The following is a 15,933-nucleotide window of genomic DNA, read 5'->3' as shown; positions in this document are numbered from 1 at the left end:
TCTCCTCGGGTCGGTCACGCGCGCAGCGCGGTGAATGCCTTGACCTGGTCGACGATCGCCCGCTCGGTCGGCAGGCGTTCCATGGACGAGGCGCCGAAGAATCCGGCGACCCCGGTGGTGTGCTCGAGGACGTAGCGGACGTCCTCGGGTTCGGCGATCGGGCCGCCGTGGCAGAGCACGATGACGTCGGGGTTCTCCGCTACTGCGGCGTCACGCATCTGCTGGATGCGCTCGACGGCGACCTCGAGCGTGACTGCCGTGCGCGCCCCGACGGAACCGGACGTCGTCAAGCCGAGGTGCGGCACGACGATGTCCGCTCCCGCCGCGGTCATGGCTCTGGCCTGCTCGGGGTCGAAGACATAGGGCGACGTGATCAGGTCCCGTTCCCGGGCCGCAGCGACCAGGTCCACTTCGAGCCGGTACCCCATCCCGGTTTCTTCGAGGTTCTGCCGGAAGACGCCGTCGTAGAGCCCGACGGTCGGGAAGTTCTGCACCCCGGCGAATCCCATGTCCTTGAGGTCGTCGAGGAATTTCGGGATGACGCGGAACGGATCGGTTCCGCACACGCCCGCGAAGACCGGGATCTCCGACACCACCGGCAGCACTTCGCTCGCCATTTCGACCACGATCGCGTTGGCGTCCCCGTAGGGCAGCAGTCCGGCGAGCGACCCGCGGCCGGCCATCCGGTAGCGCCCGGAGTTGTAGATCGCCAGCAGATCCGCCCCGCCGGCCTCGGCCAGTTTCGCGGAGAGACCGGTTCCAGCGCCCGCTCCGATGATCGGCGCGCCGGAGCCGATTTTGGCGCGCCAGGCGGAAAGGCGGTCAGTTCTCTGCATTCTTGTTCTCCTCGGACACGGTCAGGTAGCGGAGCAGGGTCTCTGCTGCCGCGCGGGCGAATTCGGGGTCGTTGATGTGCGCGTCGACGTGGAGCACCTCGACTGGGCTGTCGGCGACGGCGGCGACCGCGGCGCTGGTCAACGCCTCGCCGGCGGCGGGATCTTCGAACAGGCCGCCGGAAGTGTCCAAAGCAGACACTCCGCGGCCCGGGATGACCAGTGCGGTCGGGCCGGAGGCCGCGGCGAGCTTGCGTCCGAGGATTTCGCCCAGCTGCGCGGACTCCTCGACGGTCGTGCGCATCAGCGTGACGGTCGCGTTGTGCTCGTACAGCAGCCGCGACGCGAACCGCGGGGGAACCGTGTCCCGGGCTCCGAAGTTGACCATGTCCAGTGCGCCGAGGCTGACGACTTGCGGGATGCCGTGCGCCCCGGCCGCGGTGAGCCGGTCCGGACCGGCGGTGAGCACCCCGCCGACCAGTTCGTCCGCCAGTTCGGTGGTGGTGAGGTCGAGGACGCCGGCCAGGAAACCGCCCGCTGCCAGCCCTTCCAGCGCGCGGCCGCCGGCACCGGTCGCGTGGAAGACGAGGACCTCGTACCCCGCGTCCTCGAGAATGGCGCGGCACGCTTCGACCACCGGAGTCGTCACCCCGAACATCGACGCGGCCACGAGCGGCCGCTCGTCCGGCTCGGGTTCGCGGGCGGCGTAGCGCTCGGCCATCCCGACTATCGCTGCCACGGCGTTTCCGAGCACTGCCTTCGAAAGCCGGTTGATTCCGGCGATGTCGACGACGCTGTACATGATGGTCACGTCGGACGCGCCCACGTACGGCGAGACGTCCCCGGAAGCCATGGTGCTCACCAGCAGCTTCGGGAAGCCGACCGGCAGCGCCTCCATGGCAGCGGCGGCGATGGACGAGCCTCCCGAACCGCCCGCCGAAAGGAACCTGTCGATCGAGCCGTTCCGGGCGAGCTCAGCGACGACCCGGGCGGCTCCGGCGCTCATCGCGGCCAGCGCCTTTCCCCGGTCGTCGTCCTCGATCAGCTCGCGAATGCTGGTTCCCGCGCGCCTGGCGACCTCTTCGCGCGTGATTTCGGGCGTGCCCGCCGGCTGACCGGCGACACCGGCGTCGATCAGGTGCACGCGGTGGCCCAAGCCTTCGAGCTGGCTGCGCATCCACTGGAACTCCGCGCCCTTGGTATCGAGGGTCCCGAGCATCGCCACGGTAGCCATTGACTCCCCTACGGATCATCGTGCGCCGTCTTCGTTGTCCGGCCGGGCTAGAGTGTGCCCAGACGATAATTGGATCATCTAGGCCAATCGGCCGAAATTGGCTGGAGGACTCGGTGCGCCAGGTATCCGCGACGGAATTCGCGCAGGCCATCGCCGGGTGGCAGCAGCACGCCGGCCGCAAAGCGGAGCAGGTGGCCGCGGCGCTTCTCGACGCGCTGCAAGCGCAAGAGATCCCCTTCGGCTCGGTCCTCCCGGCCGAACGCGCCGCGGCCGCTGCCCTGGGAGTCAGCCGCACCACGATCACCGAGGCGTATTCGCTGCTGCGCGAGGGAGGCTTGCTGGAAAGCCGGCAGGGAAGCGGCTCCCGCCTGCACCGGCCCGACGGCAGCCGGAAGAGCCCGGCGTTGCCCAGCTTCGAGCCGGACAGCCGCCTGAGCAGCTTCTCCGACCGAGCCGGCGACGAGTCCCGTCCCGGGCAGTTCGTCGATCTCTCCAGCGGCAGCCTCCCCGGCCTGCCCTTAGTCGGCGAAGCCTGGCGGCGGGCCGCCGACCGGGGCATCGACGCGTTGCTGGCCGCTGACGGCTACGAGCCGCGGGGCCACCTCCTCCTCCGCGAGTCGATCGCCGCGCTCTGCACAAGCACCGGGGTTCCCACCGACCCCGACCAGATTCTGGTGACTTCGGGGTCCCAGCAGGCTCTGGAGATCATTTCCCGCACCTGGATCGACGACAACGAGCCCATCGTCGTAGAGGACCCTTCCTACCGCGGCGCGCTCGAAGCGTTCCGGGCCCGCGGCGCGCAGATGTACACCATCGCGGTCGAGCGCGACGGCGCCGACGTCCAGGCACTGGAGCGCATCACCCGGCGCACCCATCCGCGTTTCGTCTACCTCCTCCCCACCTCGCACAACCCCACCGGCGTGCACATGTCCGCGGAAAAACGGCAGACGGTCGCCGATCTCGCGAACGAGCGCGGCTTCGTGGTGATCGAAGACGCGTCCAGCGCGCATCTCGCCTTCCGCCCGCCGCCGGCCGCGAACCTGTTCGGATTGGTCAACCCCGCGCAGTCGGTCCTCATCGGATCGTTGTCGAAGCTGTTCTGGGGAGGCCTGCGGGTGGGCTGGATCCGCGGGCCGCGTCCGATGATCGAGCGGTTCCAGCGAGCGAAGGTCGCGATGGACCTCGGAACGTCGCTGCCGAGCCAGATCCTGGCGCACGAACTGCTGCCGCACACCGCCGAAGCCATGAAAACACGGGCCACCACGCTGCTCGACGGCCTGGCGGAACTCGAACAGGCTCTGACGCTGCACCTGCCGCATTGGTCGTGGACCCGGCCGGACGGAGGAAGCGGGCTGTGGGTCAGAGCCCCCGGAGTCGACACCGAGAGCCTGGCCGACGCGGCCAGGCTCTCGGGTGTGCGGTTCACGCCGGGACCGGCGTTTTCGTCAGTCGGCGGGCAAACCGAGATGCTCCGGCTTCCCTTTGCCCGGACTGGCCGCCTGGAGGAAGCCATCGCACGGTTGGCTGGCATCGCGAGCGTCAGGTGACCTCGCCCAGTCACCGCCTCGCCAGGTCCAGGTTCTTGGTCTCCCGGAACGCGAACCCGACCACCAGGGACGACACCACCGCGATCGCCATCAGGTAAAGCCCCGGCGCCAGCGAGTTGCCGGTGAGCGTGACGAGCCCGGTCGCCACGAACGGTGCGGTCCCTCCGAAAAGGACATACGCCGCGGTGTAGCCGATCGCCGAGCCGCTGGCGCGGACCGGGCCCGGGAACATCTCCACCATCGCCGGCACGTTCGACGTGCCGATGACCGCGACCAGCACGGCGAGCACCGCGGTGCCGACCAGCGCCCCGGCGAATCCGGCGTGCATCAGCGCGAACGCGGGCAGCGTGCACACGGCGAACCCGAGGCACGACAGCAGCAGCATCCGTTTGCGTCCGTACCGGTCGCTCGCTGACGCCATGAACGGGCAGGCCGCGCTGTAGCACAGCATCGACACCACGCTCGCGATCAGCGACTGGGTGCGCGAGTAGTGCAGCTCGTCGGCCATGTACGTGATCATGTAGCTGCTCATCAGGTAGTACGCGATCGCGTTGGTGATGCTGTAGCCGAAGAGCGTGAAGATCTGCCGCTTGTGCGAGCGGAGCGCGTCGCGCAATGGCTTGCGCTGCACGGAGTTCTCGCTTTGCAGCTGCCGGAACACCGGGCTGTCCTCGACCCGGCGGCGCAGGTACAGCCCGATCAGCCCGAGCGGGCCGGCCAGCAGGAACGGCACCCGCCAGCCCCAGGTGTGCAGCGCGCCCGAGGACAAAGTGGAGGTCAGCAGCACCCCGACCGCCGATCCGGCGACGCTGGCCAGACCGACGGTGGCGGGCACGGTGCTGGCGAAACGGGCGCGCCGTCCGTCCGGCGCGTGCTCCATGATGAAGGCCGAAGCGCCGGTGTACTCGCCGCCGGTGGAAAAACCCTGCAGCGTCCGCAGGACGAAGAGCAGGATCGGCGCGGCGACCCCGAGCGCGGAGTACGTGGGCAGCACGCCCATCAGGAACGTGGCCCCGCTCATCAGCAGCACGCTCAGCGCGAGCGTCCGGTTGCGGCCGATCCGGTCCCCGTAGTGCCCGAAGAACGCCGCGCCCAGCGGTCGCGCGACGAACCCGCCCGCGAAGATCGCCCACGTGGCCAGCAGTGCCGCCGACGGGTCGTTCTTGGGGAAGAACTCGGCGGCGATGGTGGACGACATCGTCGCGTAGGCGGCGGAGTCGAACCATTCGGTGAAGTTGCCGATGCCCGAGGCGAGTGCGATCTTCCGCCTGCCGCGGGAAAGGGTCGCGGGCTGTTCGGTCCGGACGGTCATTGGCTGGCTCCTCGTCAGTCGGTGCCGGGGCCGCGATCGCGGTCCCGGAGGCCGGCCCGGCGGATCTTGCCGGTGGCGGACCGGGGCAGCACGTGCACGAACTCGATGTGCCGCGGGTAGGCGAAACGCGAATAGGTCTCCTTGGCGAAAGCGCGCAGTTCTTCGGCGAGCGCGTCGCCGCCGTCGTAGCCGGGCGCGGGTTGCACCCAGGCCTTGACCGCCTGGCCGCGCACCGGGTCCGGTACGCCGACCACCCCGGCGTCGGCCACCGCCGGATGGGCCCGCAGGGCGTGTTCCACCTCGAACGGGCTGACCCGGTACCCGGACGTCTTGATCACGTCGTCGGTGCGGCCGAGGAACCAGAAATAGCCGTCCTCGTCGGCGAAAGCCTGGTCGTTGGTGTGGTACCAGCCGCCGCCGAACACCGCCGCGGAGTCCTCCGGCCGGTTCCAGTACCCCAGCGGGTACTGCGGGTTCGACCGGGCGCGCAGGCAGATCTCGCCGGGTTCGCCCTGCGGCACCGGCTGCTCGCGCGCGTCCAGCAGCGCGACGTCCCAGCCCGGCAGCGGACGGCCCATCGAACCGGGTTTCACCGGCACCCCGGGAAAATTGCCGACCAGCGGGTACGACTCGGTGGAGCCGTAGTAGTCCAGCAGCGGCACGCCGAACTGCCCGGTGAACCAGTCGATCAGGTCGGCGGTCAGCGGTTCGTTCGAGGAGCACACCACCCGCAGCTTGTGCGGGTAGCGCAGGCCCGCGTCCGGGACGTCGGCGGCCATCTTGCGCAGGAACGTCGGGTTCACCAAGGCGGTGGTGACCCCGTTGCGGGACAGGGAATCGAGCAGGCCCTCGGGGTCGAACCCGCCTGCCGGGCGGTAGACGAGCTGCGTCGCGCCGGCGCGCAGCGGCCCCAGCAGCTTCGCCATCGACCACGCCCAGTCCCCGGCTCCGTAGAACACGTCCCCGGGGCGCAGGTCGTGGCAGTAGCGGAACTCGTTGTGCCCCAGCAGCGTCCGGTGCGCGTGCACGATGCCCTTGGCCTTGCCGGTGGTGCCCGAGGTGTAGAAGATCAGCGCCGGATCGTCTGCGGCGGTGTCCGCCGTCTCGAATCGCGGCGGCAGTTTTTCGATCGCCGGGTCGTCGATCTCGACGATGTGCCCGGCGAAGCCGCGGACGCGGTCGCGCGCCTCGGGTTCGGTCACCAGCACGGTGGCTCCGGAGTCGGCCAGCCGGTAGCGGATCGGCTCGTCGGCCCACAACAGGGACATGGTCACCAGGATCGCGCCGGTGCGCAGCACGCCGAGATAGGCGGCCGGGGTGTCGGGCCGCTGCGGAAGGAGCACCGCCACCCGGTCGCCGGGCCGCACTCCCCGATTCCACAGGTGCGCGGCCACCTGGCGGGAGCGGTCCTGCACCTCGCCCCACGAGATCTCGCGGTGCGTGCCGAGGTGGTCCTCGAAGATCAGCGCGGTGGCGGCGCGGTCGTGGCGGTCGGCCACGTCGGCGGCCATGTTGTAGCGCGGCGGGACTTCCCAGTCGTGCCCGGCGCGCAGCTCGTCGTAGTTCACCCGATGCCCTTTCAGCGCTTCTTGGCGGCCAGGAACCGCGCCATCTCCCGCTGCGGCTCCCCCGTCGCGTAAGCCTCGGCGTGGATCTTCTTGGCCGCGGTCACCGCCTGCGCCAGCGCGTCGTCGTCCAGCTCGCGGAGCCGGGCCTTGGTGAGCGCGACGGCGCCCGGCGGCAGCGCGGCGATCGCGCGGGCCTGCGCGACGGCGGCATCGAGCACCTCGTCCTCGGCGACGAGCCGGGTGAGCAGGCCGAGGCGGTGCGCTTCGACGCCGTCGACGAGCTGGGCGGTCAGGGCGAACTCGGCGGTCTTGGCGCGGCCGAGGATGTCCCACATCGCCCAGATCCCGGTGATGCTGGGGATCCCGGAGGCCACCTCGGGCTGGCCCATAGTGACCCCGGCGTGCCCGATCCGCAGGTCAGCCACCAGCGCGTACTGGAAGCCGGAACCGGCGACGACGCCGTTGACCGCGGCGACGGTCGGCTTCCGCAGCTCGCGGACCGCGCGGTACAGGCGGTCGAAATCGTCGATCCAGGCCTCCGCGGCGGCGTGGTCGTCCGGGCGGATCGCTGCCGTCTCGGCCAGATCCTGCCCGGCGCAGAACGCCCGCCCGGCCCCGGTCAGGACCACGCCGCGGCAGGTCGGGTCCTCGTCCAGTTCGCGCAGGTGCCCGATCAGCCGCTCCCGCATCGCGTGGGTCCACGCGTTGAGCTTCTCCGGCCGGTTCAACGTCAGGACCGCGATCTCGTCCCGGCGGTCGAGCAGCACTGTTTCACTCATGGAGGTCGTTTCCTTCGCTCGTCGTCTGCGTCGCGGACAAGAAGAACAGCGCGAGGCCGCCGCTGGCCAACACCAACTGCGACCTGCGGCGATATCAGGTTGGTATGGTTCGGCGGATGGAGCTGCGGCATCTGCGGTACTTCGTCGTCCTGAGCGAGGAACTGCACTTCGGGCGGGCCGCGAAACGGCTGCACATGGCGCAGCCGCCGCTGTCGCAGCGGATCCGGGACCTCGAGCGCGAGCTGGGCGTCGAACTGTTCCATCGGGGCCGGGGCGGCGTGCGGCTCACCGAGGCGGGCGCGCTGCTGCTCGAACACACGCGTCCGGTGCTCGAAGGCGTGGACAGCGCGCGGGAGGCGATGCGCCGGATCCTGCCCGGCACGTCGGGCACGCTGCGCGCGGGAATTCCCCCGGACACGATGCCCACGGTGCTGCGCACGATCGCCGCCGCGTTCGCCGCGAAAGCGCCGGAGGTGCTGCTGGAGCTGCACGAGGTGAGCACGGACGAACAGATCGCCCGGCTGCGGGAGGGCAAGCTCGACGTCGGACTCGTACGCCACCCCTCCGACACCGTCGGACTGGAGTCAGGGCCGGTCCTGTCCCGGCCGCTCGGCGTCGTGCTGCCGGCGGCGCACCGGCTCGCGGACGCGGACGTCGTGCGGCTGCGCGACCTCAACGGCGCCCCGCTGGTCATCTTCCAGCGCGAGATGGCACCGCGGCTCTACGACCACATCCTCTCGATCTGCCGCGACAACGGCTTCCTGCCCGGCGCGATCCGGCACGCGCGCAACCCGAACTTCACGCACGGGCTCGTGCTCGCCGGAATGGGCGTGCACTTCAACGAGGAACACCCGCTGCCCGACGGCCTGACCTGGCGCCCGCTCGACGAGAACCGGCTGCGGTGGTCGAGTTCGGTCGTCTGGGTGCCGACGCGCGCCAACGACGTCATCGCCGGATTCGCCGCGGTGGCCGAGGAAGCCCTGCGGGCCGCCGGGCACGGGATGTCCACTGTGAACTGACCAGCGCCCCGGATTCAGAGCTGGGTGTCAGGCACGTCCACTTCGATTTCTTCCAGCGCACCGCCCAGTTTCAGCTGGCAGCCGAGGCGGCTGCGTCGCTCGTCGCGGGGCGCCGCGGTGCACTCGAGCATTTCGTCCTCGTCCTCGGACAGCGGCGGCACCGCCGACAGGTAGGGCTCGCGGACGTAGACATGGCAGGTCGCGCACATCGCCTGACCGCCGCATTCGCCGACGATCCCGTCGACGCCGTTCTCCACAGCGGCACGCATGACGGTGCTGTCCGCCGCGACCGCGACGGTGCTGACCGCCCCGTCGCGGTGGAAGGTGACCTTGGGCATCGGTTCTCCTCGAGGATTCAGTCCCAGTGCACGGGCAGGGAAAGCACGCCGCGGAAGACCCAGCCGCCCACCGTCGCGGGCCGGGCCGGATCGGGGCGCAGCCCGGGGAATTCGGCGAACAGCCGCGGCAACGCGACGCTCACCACGGACGCGCGGGCGACCCACGCACCGGCGCAGAAATGGTTGCCCCCGCCGAAAGCGAGGTGCGGTTTGCGCGGCCGGTCGATGTCGAAGACCGCCGGATCGACGAACACCGCGGGATCCCGGTTGGCCGCACCGAGCACGACGCCGAGCCGCGCGCCCCGGGGCACCGCGAGCCCGGCCAGTTCGGTGTCTCGCGTCGCCTGCCGGGGATACATGCCGATCGGCGCGACCCAGCGGAGGGACTCCTCGAAGGCATCCCGCCACCGTTGCCCGGCCAGCACCGCCGCCCGCTGCACCGGATGGGTCAGCAACGCCCACGCCGTGGTCGCGAGCGCGTCGCGCGGTTCGTTGACCCCGCCGCCGATGGTCATTTTCACGTTGGCGCGCAACGCATCCACCGGCATCCCGGAGGCGGCGAGCACGGCAAGCAGGCTGCCGTCGGGTTCGGCGCGCAGGAGCGGCAACAGTTCGTCGATCGCCTCGTCCACCTCGCGGGACGAGCGCTCCGCGGCGGCCCACACCTGCGGGTCGTCGGCGTAGTTGCCGGTGCCGTCGATGAGCGTCTGCGACCACCGTTGCAGATCCCCCTGACCGGCATTGCGAAACCCGAGGACGGCACGCAAATTGTCGGCGGCATACGGCGCGGCGAACTCGGCGACGAGATCGGCGCCCGGGCCCGTGGCACGCAACTTTTCCGCGTACGTGCGGTAGTTGCGCTCGAAGACCGCTTCCCACTGCTGCTTGACCGCCTTCGGCCGCAACACCCCGCCGTACGCTTTGCGCTCGGCATCGTGCTCGGGGTCGTCCTTGCGCAGCATGCTGTGGCCCATCGAGCGCTTCATCAACGACTGCGCTTCGTCGGCGGAAAACCGTTCCTGGTCGAGTTCGACGGTGTGGCAGGCTTCGTGGCCCACCACCAGGTAGCGATCCAGCGCCGGAACCCAATGGATCGGCGCTCGCGCCAGGAGCCGTTCGTAGATCGGGTAAGGGTCGGTGTACAGGGCGGGGATTTCCACCCAGTCCGCGGTCGGGATTTCGCGCGCCGCTGTCGTGTCGAGTGTCATCGTCGACCTCCTCGCTCCCAGCGTGAGCCAGGCCACCACGACAGGTAAAGTTCAAATAACCTGCGAACAACCACAGCTGAGGTTTGGTTATGCCTGGCTACACCCTCCGCCAGCTCGAGTACTTCGCGGCGGTAGCGGAGGCGAAGTCGATCTCGGCGGCCGCCGCGGAACTGCACGTGACTCCGACCGCGGTGGCTTCCGCGCTCACCGAACTGGAACGCGTGCTGCGCACCCAACTGGTGGTCCGCCGCAAGGCGCACGGCATCACGCTGACGCCGACCGGCCAGTACCTGCGAGAGCGCATCGCCGGCCTGCTGCGCGACGCCGACGAACTCGAACGGGCGGCCGCGGGCGGAGGCCGCGAACTCGCCGGGCCGCTGGCGCTGGGGTGCTACTCCACGGTGGCGCCGACGGTGGTCCCCATCCTGATGGAGTGGGTGCGCGACCAGCACCCGCGCGTGGATCTGTCCGTGGTCACCGGCAGCCAAGCCGAACTGCCGCAGCGGCTGCTGGCCGGCGGTCTCGATGTCGCAGTCGGCTACGACATGGCGCTGCCAGACGGACTGGACTCCGTCCCGCTGTACAGCGCCCCGCCGTACGCGCTGCTGCCCGCTGCGCACCGACTGGCCGGCCGCGACACGGTACGGCTGGCCGAACTGGCCGACGACCCCATGATCATGCTGGACTTCCCGCCCGCGGCCCAGCACACCCGCGAACTGTACGAGCGGGCCGGCATCGAACCCCGCGTCGCGCACCGGACCGCCGATTTCGAACTGACCCGCTCGCTGGTCGCCCGCGGGTTCGGCTATTCGGTGCTGATCCAGCGCCCCACGGTGAACCGGTCGTACGAGGACCTGCCGCTCGCGCTGTGCGACCTGGAACCCGCGGAACCGGCCGCGAACGTGGTGATGATGTGGCCCCGCGAGGTCCGCCTGAACGATCGGGCCGCCGCGCTGGTCGAGTTCGCCGCTCGCAACGCTGACCGGCTGGATCCGCGCCGCCGCGCCTGAAGGTCAGGTCCCGGTCCAGGTACCGACGGATCGGTTGGCACCGCAGAGCAGCGTGCACACGCTGGACCGGCCACAACGCCCGCGTTCTCTCTGCACCGAACCTGTTCAGGTGTGCGTGAACCGTACGACGGCCTTCGATCCCTCGAGCGCGACCACCTCGAACGACAGCTTGTTGATGCTGGACGCGCCACCCTGGTTCGGGGTCTGGCCCATCGCCGACATCACCATCCCGGACGGCGAAATGGACTGAAAGTCGACGCCCGCGGACGAGACCGCGGTGATGTCCAGCGAACTCATCCCGAGGCTCCTGTTGAAGCGGATGGTCACCGGCCCGGTCACCAGGATCTCGCACTCGCCGTCGGCGCAGGCGCGCAGGTTGGTCCCGTCCGCCGCCGTGGGGAACGGCGCTTTACTGGTCGTGGGCGCGGCGCTGCTCGATGCCGCAGTCGCGCTGGTACTTGCCGGGGCCGGAGACGACGGCGGCGTAGTCGTCGATGCGGTCGGCGAACCGCCGCACGCGGAGACGGCCCCGGCAACCGTCAGTGTCGTGAGGACCGTCCTGGCCAACAGGTATCGCATGCGGGAACGCTAATCCGGGTGTTCCGGGACCGGTCCCGGAACACCCGGGCCGCCCCGAAAGAGGAATAGTCGAGGAGGCGTGACTGCACGGCTTTACCGCACAGCAAGGAAGGTTCCGCCGACGGTCTGCGTGCAGCCCAGGACGAACGCGAGGAACCGCGTCGCACCGCGGTCGAGCAGCCGCGCGGACTCCGGCAGCCGCCAGCGGACCTCGTCCAGCACTGCCTGCGCGGCCGGCTCCTCGGTGAGCATGTCCGGATCGTCGCCGCCGGGATCGTCCGGGTGCGTCGTCGAAACTACGTATTTTTGCGCGCCTGCGCAGAATCGCCGATGCGGGCCGGGCGGCGGCGCCGCCAGACTCCGTGCGTTCGCACCGTCGCGATCTTGAGAAAAGGTGATCCGGATGCGCTTCGCCCGTCCCGCCAGCCTGTTCGCAGCCCTCCTCGCGAGCACCGGCGAACCCGGCACCCTCGGGGTGATCGTCGGCGGCCCGGTTTTCGCCGCGCTGCGAGCCAGCCTTCCCGGGAAGTCCGTGAGCTCCTACGCCGTCGCGTATCCGGCCAGTCTGCAGCCCGATTCCGCTTCGCGGGGAAACCAGGACCTCGTCGACCACGTCACCAGCCAGGCCGCCGCATGCGGGAACCAGCGGTTCGTGCTCGTCGGCTATTCGCAGGGCGCGAACGTCGTGGCGAACTCCGTGGGCATCAGCAGCGACGGGGCCCTCGTCGGCGGCCCCATCGTCGCGACCCTCCCGCCGGAGGTCGCGCCCCGGGTGGCCGCGCTGCTGACCTTCGGACCGCCGATCGCCAAGCTCGGCAAGCACATCACCGGCGAATACCAGGACCGGACCAAGGAATTCTGCGCGGCCGGGGACCCGATCTGCCGCCCGGACGGGACGAACATCCTCGCCCACCTCAGCTACTCCCTCAAGGCGGGCGAGGCTGCGGCGTTCGCCGCCGCCAGGGTCGACGACGGCCAGTAAGTCCGGTCGGATCGTGACATGCTGGCACCATGACCAGCCGTGGCGACGACCTTCCCGTGTTGGTCATCGACGGAGCCAACTTCTCCGACTTCGCCGGATTCACCCGCGAGTTCTCTCGCCTCCTCGACAACTACACCTGGCACGGGAATCTCGACGCCTTCAACGACGTACTCCGAGGCGGCTTCGGCACGCCCGAGGGCGGCTGGATCCTGCGATGGCTCAACTCGAATGCGTCTCGTGTCGCACTCGGTTACGACGCGGCGATCGAGCGGCTGAACCAGCTCCTACTCACCTGCCATCCATCGAACCGTTCGACCATCGCAGCCCGGATCGCCGCGGCAGAGCGTCGCGAGGGCCCCACACTGTTCGACGAAATCGTCGGGATCATCCGGGCGCACGGCCCCGGTGGAGACGAATCCGAGGACGGCGTCTTCCTGGAACTGGCCTGACAATCAGCCGGATCCCGCCGTGGTCAACTCAGGCCGCAATTTCTGTCCAACGTCGTGCGGATCGTCGGCAACGCGCACCGGCAGGAATCACGCGGGGCGGCCGAGACTCGCGTCCGTCGATGTGACCGGCAGTCCGGTGAGCCGGATTCCGGCGTGCGTCTTGTAGCGCCGGTTGACGCCGACCAACAACGCGGTGATCCGTTCGCAGACACCGCTCAGGTCCAAGGGACCGCAGTCGACCGCGCGCAATCCGCGGATGCTTTCGATGAGGCCAGCGGCGACCGCCTTGTCGGCGCTCCGGTCGCCGCAGATCAAGACGTCCTCGTCGAGGCGCTGTCGGAGATCCTGCAGGGTAGCGGCGCTGACCGTCTGCATCGCGGAGACAACCGAAACGCCGGTTGGAAGCAGGTCTTGGGCCTGTTCGGCAGCTGAGCCCGCCCACGGCGTGATGGGCCGAAGGCCTCTGCGCCCTGCCACCATCGGCGCGGTCGTGTCGATCAGCAGCTGCCCCGGTCGGATGACCTTGGCGAGGGACCGCAGTGTCTCGACGTGGGCGCTGAACGGGACCGCGATGACGACGACCGGCGCTCCGTCGATCATCACGGCGTTCTCACCGCCGGATGCTCGTGGCAGCTGCGCGGCAACGGCTTGCGCGGCGTCCGCGCGGCGGGAACCGATGCGGACCTCGACACCGGCGTGCGCCCACCGCGTCGCGAGTCCGAGCCCGAGCGCCCCGGTGCCGCCGACGATGGCGACGCGCTGGGGCGGCCCGTCGAGCCGTGACGCGACCTGAGGGGATGTCATGGGAGCTCCTTCGATCTCGGACTGGTGGTTCATTCGCTGAGCGGGTGGTCCTGGCCGTTCCGCGCGGGTCCGACCCAGACGCTCTTGACGTTGGTGAACTGCCGGATCCCGAAGACACCCAGTTCACGCCCGTAGCCGCTGCGCTTGATGCCGCCGAAGGGCAGGCGCGGGTCGGACGCGACGATGCCGTTGACGAACACCGCGCCTGCGTCGATTTGGGGCACGAGGAGGTCCGCGAGGTCGAGGTCGGACGTCCACAGGGCCGCACCGAGACCGAACTCGGTGGCGTTGGCGACGGCGACAGCGTCGGACGCGTCCTTCGCCCGGACGACCGCGGCGACCGGTCCGAAGGTCTCCTCAGCCGCGACGGCCATCTCGGGGGTGACGTTGTCGAGGACGGCAGGCCGGAAATAGAAGCCCCGTCCCTCCGGCGCGGTGCCGCCGGTGACGAGCCTGGCACCCGCCGAGACGCTGCGGCGCACTTGGTCGAGCAGGTCCGCGCGGATGCTCGCCCTGGCCAGCGGGCCGACCCGCACGTCGCGGTCGAAGGGATTGCCGACGGTCAGCGCTGCGACGCCCGCGGCGAACGCCTCGGTGAACTCCTCGGCGACGGCGTCCTCGACGATGAAGCGCTTGCCCGAGATGCAGCTCTGTCCGGAGTTGAGCGTCCGCGCCGTGACGGCGGCGGTCGCGGCGGCAGGGATGTCGGCGTCCGCCAGGACGATGAACGGGTCGGAGCCGCCGAGTTCGAGCACCTGCGGTTTGAGGTGCGCGGCGGCCATCGCCGCGACCTGCGCGCCGACTTCGGTCGAGCCGGTGAGGGTCAGGGCGTGGACGCGGTCGTCGGCGACCAGGCCCGGCACGGCGTCCGGACCGGCCAGCAGCGTGGTGAAGAGCCCGGCCGGGCAACCGGCTCGCTCCCAGATCTCGGCGATCGCGAGAGCGCAGCGCGGGACGTTCGACGCGTGCTTCAGCACCGCGCCGTTGCCCGCCAGCAGTGCGGGCGGCGCGAACCGGAACACCTGCCACAGCGGGAAGTTCCACGGCATCACAGCGAGCACCAGGCCCAGCGGCTCGTAGGCGATGTGGCTGCGCGCGGCGGCGGTCTCGACCGGCTCGCGGGCGAGCATCGCCGGGCTGTGCTCGGCGTAGTACTCGCAGCACCAAGCGGACTTCTCCACCTCGGCTTCCGCCTCGGCGATGGGCTTGCCCATTTCCTCGGTGATCAGCGTGGCGAGCCGGTCCCGGTCGGCGCGCAGGACGGCCGCGGCTCGGCGCAGGTGCTCGGCGCGGACCTCGATCGGAGCGGACCGCCACCGGGCGGCCGCGCCGGTTGCCCGGGCGAGGGCCGCCTCGATCTGGTCCGGGGTGTGCGGGTCGAAGCGACCCAGGACCTCTTCGGTCGCGGGGTTGACGGAGGTGATCTGGCGAACGGACATCGCGGGTGTCCTTCTCGATTCGGCGCGCGAGCGCGGCGGGATCGGGGTGGCACGGCCTGGACGCCGCGCCACCCCGGGTGGGGGAAGATCAGGCGACGGCCTGACGGCTGACGAGTTCGGGGTCCGGCCCGCTCCACAGCACGTCGTCGGCGGCGACGCGCTCGTGCGCGGCGGTCGACTCGAGCGCGTCGAGCACCTCGCGGGCCACGCGCAGGTACCAGTCCGCGACCTCGGCGGGGTAGTCGGCGTAGCTGCCGTTCTCCCGCAGGACCGGGCCTTCGACGGTGGGGATGTCGGTACGGCCGTCGTAGTCGACCGCGTACGGCTTGCCGAGCTTGACGGCGGTGGGCGCGTCGATCGTGGCGTCGAGCTTGACCCACCGGCCGTCGACGAACGCCTCGCCGAGCGAGTGCCACGGCAGAGGACGTCCGACCGGCCCGCCCCACAGCACGCGGACCTCGGGCGAGAGGAACTCCATCTCTGGGGCGTCCAGTGCCTGGAAGGCGACGCGCGCCGGGATGCCGGCGGCGCGGGCCAGCGCGACGAACGAACTGGCCTTGCCCATGCAGAACGCGACGCCGTTCTCGAGGACGTCACTTGCTGCCGTCTGCCCCTTCGCGAGGTACCGGAACGAGGCGAGGATGTCGTAGGGCAAGTCGCGGACATGGTGGTAGATGCGGCCGAGACGCTCGACGTCGGTCGTGGCGCCTTCGGTGATCCGGCGCGCGGTCTCGACGACGGTCGGGTGGTCGGAGTCGATGTACTCGGTCGGTCGCAGGTACTCGGTCCCGGTCGTCCGGGCGGTCACGTCGGAGGTCATCGTGCGGCTCGC

Annotated in this window: 17 protein-coding genes; 5 read left to right on the top strand and 12 right to left on the bottom strand. The window is 70.3% G+C overall.

Going from position 1 to position 15,933, the window contains the following annotated elements; translation table 11 throughout:
* Positions 1-14: 14 nt before the first annotated feature.
* Together PUT80_RS02010 and PUT80_RS02005 are read right to left on the bottom strand one after the other, a co-directional pair.
* On the bottom strand, positions 15-836 hold the full coding sequence (locus PUT80_RS02010; protein WP_275290883.1) for a phosphoenolpyruvate hydrolase family protein: 822 nt from the start codon (positions 834-836) through the stop codon (positions 15-17).
* Positions 823-2,067, bottom strand: coding sequence for a Tm-1-like ATP-binding domain-containing protein (locus PUT80_RS02005; protein WP_275290882.1), 1,245 nt, complete (start codon positions 2,065-2,067; stop codon positions 823-825). Before PUT80_RS02005 ends, PUT80_RS02010 begins: the two co-directional genes overlap by 14 nt.
* Positions 2,068-2,087: 20 nt before the next feature.
* Between PUT80_RS02005 and PUT80_RS02000 the strand changes: the two genes are divergently transcribed.
* Positions 2,088-3,614 carry a PLP-dependent aminotransferase family protein gene (locus PUT80_RS02000; RefSeq protein WP_275290881.1) on the top strand — a complete coding sequence of 509 codons (1,527 nt, stop codon included), beginning with the start codon at positions 2,088-2,090 and terminating at the stop codon, positions 3,612-3,614.
* A gap of 10 nt (positions 3,615-3,624) precedes the next feature.
* Here the strand turns inward: PUT80_RS02000 and PUT80_RS01995 are convergent, their stop codons facing one another.
* From PUT80_RS01995 to PUT80_RS01985, 3 genes are read right to left on the bottom strand one after another with little or no spacing between them, the layout of a single operon-like run.
* A complete protein-coding gene (locus PUT80_RS01995; RefSeq protein WP_037806100.1) occupies positions 3,625-4,926 on the bottom strand; it encodes an MFS transporter in 1,302 nt (433 codons plus the stop codon).
* 14 nt (positions 4,927-4,940) lie between these two features.
* Entirely contained in the window at positions 4,941-6,494 is a 1,554-nt protein-coding gene (locus tag PUT80_RS01990) for an AMP-binding protein (protein WP_037806099.1), read from the bottom strand.
* Positions 6,495-6,505: 11 nt separating this feature from the next.
* Positions 6,506-7,273: an enoyl-CoA hydratase/isomerase family protein gene (locus PUT80_RS01985; protein ID WP_037806097.1), complete on the bottom strand. Its 768-nt coding sequence runs from the start codon at positions 7,271-7,273 to the stop codon at positions 6,506-6,508.
* 116 nt (positions 7,274-7,389) lie between these two features.
* On the opposite strand from PUT80_RS01985, the gene PUT80_RS01980 reads away from it, so the two are divergent.
* Positions 7,390-8,292 carry a LysR substrate-binding domain-containing protein gene (locus PUT80_RS01980; protein WP_275290880.1) on the top strand — a complete coding sequence of 301 codons (903 nt, stop codon included), beginning with the start codon at positions 7,390-7,392 and terminating at the stop codon, positions 8,290-8,292.
* A gap of 14 nt (positions 8,293-8,306) precedes the next feature.
* On the opposite strand, the gene PUT80_RS01975 is transcribed toward PUT80_RS01980, so the two are convergent.
* Together PUT80_RS01975 and PUT80_RS01970 are read right to left on the bottom strand one after the other, a co-directional pair.
* The gene (locus PUT80_RS01975; protein ID WP_037806095.1) at positions 8,307-8,630 is read right to left on the bottom strand and encodes a 2Fe-2S iron-sulfur cluster-binding protein; all 324 of its coding nucleotides are present in this window, start codon (positions 8,628-8,630) and stop codon (positions 8,307-8,309) included.
* 17 nt (positions 8,631-8,647) lie between these two features.
* Positions 8,648-9,838: a cytochrome P450 gene (locus PUT80_RS01970; RefSeq protein WP_275290879.1), complete on the bottom strand. Its 1,191-nt coding sequence runs from the start codon at positions 9,836-9,838 to the stop codon at positions 8,648-8,650.
* Positions 9,839-9,927: 89 nt separating this feature from the next.
* Between PUT80_RS01970 and PUT80_RS01965 the strand changes: the two genes are divergently transcribed.
* Complete coding sequence (locus PUT80_RS01965; protein ID WP_037806092.1) at positions 9,928-10,848, top strand: LysR family transcriptional regulator; 921 nt, start codon at positions 9,928-9,930, stop codon at positions 10,846-10,848.
* Between the two features lie 105 nt (positions 10,849-10,953).
* Here the strand turns inward: PUT80_RS01965 and PUT80_RS01960 are convergent, their stop codons facing one another.
* Positions 10,954-11,145: a hypothetical protein gene (locus tag PUT80_RS01960; RefSeq protein ID WP_275290878.1), complete on the bottom strand. Its 192-nt coding sequence runs from the start codon at positions 11,143-11,145 to the stop codon at positions 10,954-10,956.
* A 375-nt stretch (positions 11,146-11,520) separates the two neighbouring features.
* Positions 11,521-11,679, bottom strand: coding sequence for a hypothetical protein (locus tag PUT80_RS01955; RefSeq protein WP_275290877.1), 159 nt, complete (start codon positions 11,677-11,679; stop codon positions 11,521-11,523).
* Between the two features lie 151 nt (positions 11,680-11,830).
* Here PUT80_RS01955 and PUT80_RS01950 point away from each other — a divergent pair, with 151 nt between their 5' ends.
* Both PUT80_RS01950 and PUT80_RS01945 read left to right on the top strand, forming a co-directional pair.
* On the top strand, positions 11,831-12,409 hold the full coding sequence (locus PUT80_RS01950; RefSeq protein WP_275290876.1) for a cutinase family protein: 579 nt from the start codon (positions 11,831-11,833) through the stop codon (positions 12,407-12,409).
* Between the two features lie 29 nt (positions 12,410-12,438).
* Complete coding sequence (locus PUT80_RS01945) at positions 12,439-12,858, top strand: barstar family protein (RefSeq protein WP_134661384.1); 420 nt, start codon at positions 12,439-12,441, stop codon at positions 12,856-12,858.
* Positions 12,859-12,945: 87 nt separating this feature from the next.
* Here PUT80_RS01945 and npdG read toward each other — a convergent pair whose 3' ends face one another.
* The 3 genes from npdG to PUT80_RS01930 all read right to left on the bottom strand — a co-directional run bounded on the left by npdG (position 12,946) and on the right by PUT80_RS01930 (position 15,921).
* Positions 12,946-13,662, bottom strand: coding sequence for an NADPH-dependent F420 reductase (gene npdG, locus PUT80_RS01940; protein WP_275290875.1), 717 nt, complete (start codon positions 13,660-13,662; stop codon positions 12,946-12,948).
* Positions 13,663-13,691: 29 nt separating this feature from the next.
* Positions 13,692-15,101: an NAD-dependent succinate-semialdehyde dehydrogenase gene (locus PUT80_RS01935; protein WP_275290874.1), complete on the bottom strand. Its 1,410-nt coding sequence runs from the start codon at positions 15,099-15,101 to the stop codon at positions 13,692-13,694.
* An 88-nt stretch (positions 15,102-15,189) separates the two neighbouring features.
* Positions 15,190-15,921: a transglutaminase family protein gene (locus PUT80_RS01930; protein WP_275290873.1), complete on the bottom strand. Its 732-nt coding sequence runs from the start codon at positions 15,919-15,921 to the stop codon at positions 15,190-15,192.
* Positions 15,922-15,933: the final 12 nt, after the last annotated feature.

Origin of the sequence: Amycolatopsis sp. La24 (genome assembly GCF_029087445.1) — a bacterium.
Taxonomy (GTDB): Bacteria; Actinomycetota; Actinomycetes; order Mycobacteriales; family Pseudonocardiaceae; genus Amycolatopsis; species Amycolatopsis nivea.
Note: the sequence above shows the minus strand (reverse complement) of the source record. Positions and strands in the feature narration are given on the sequence as shown.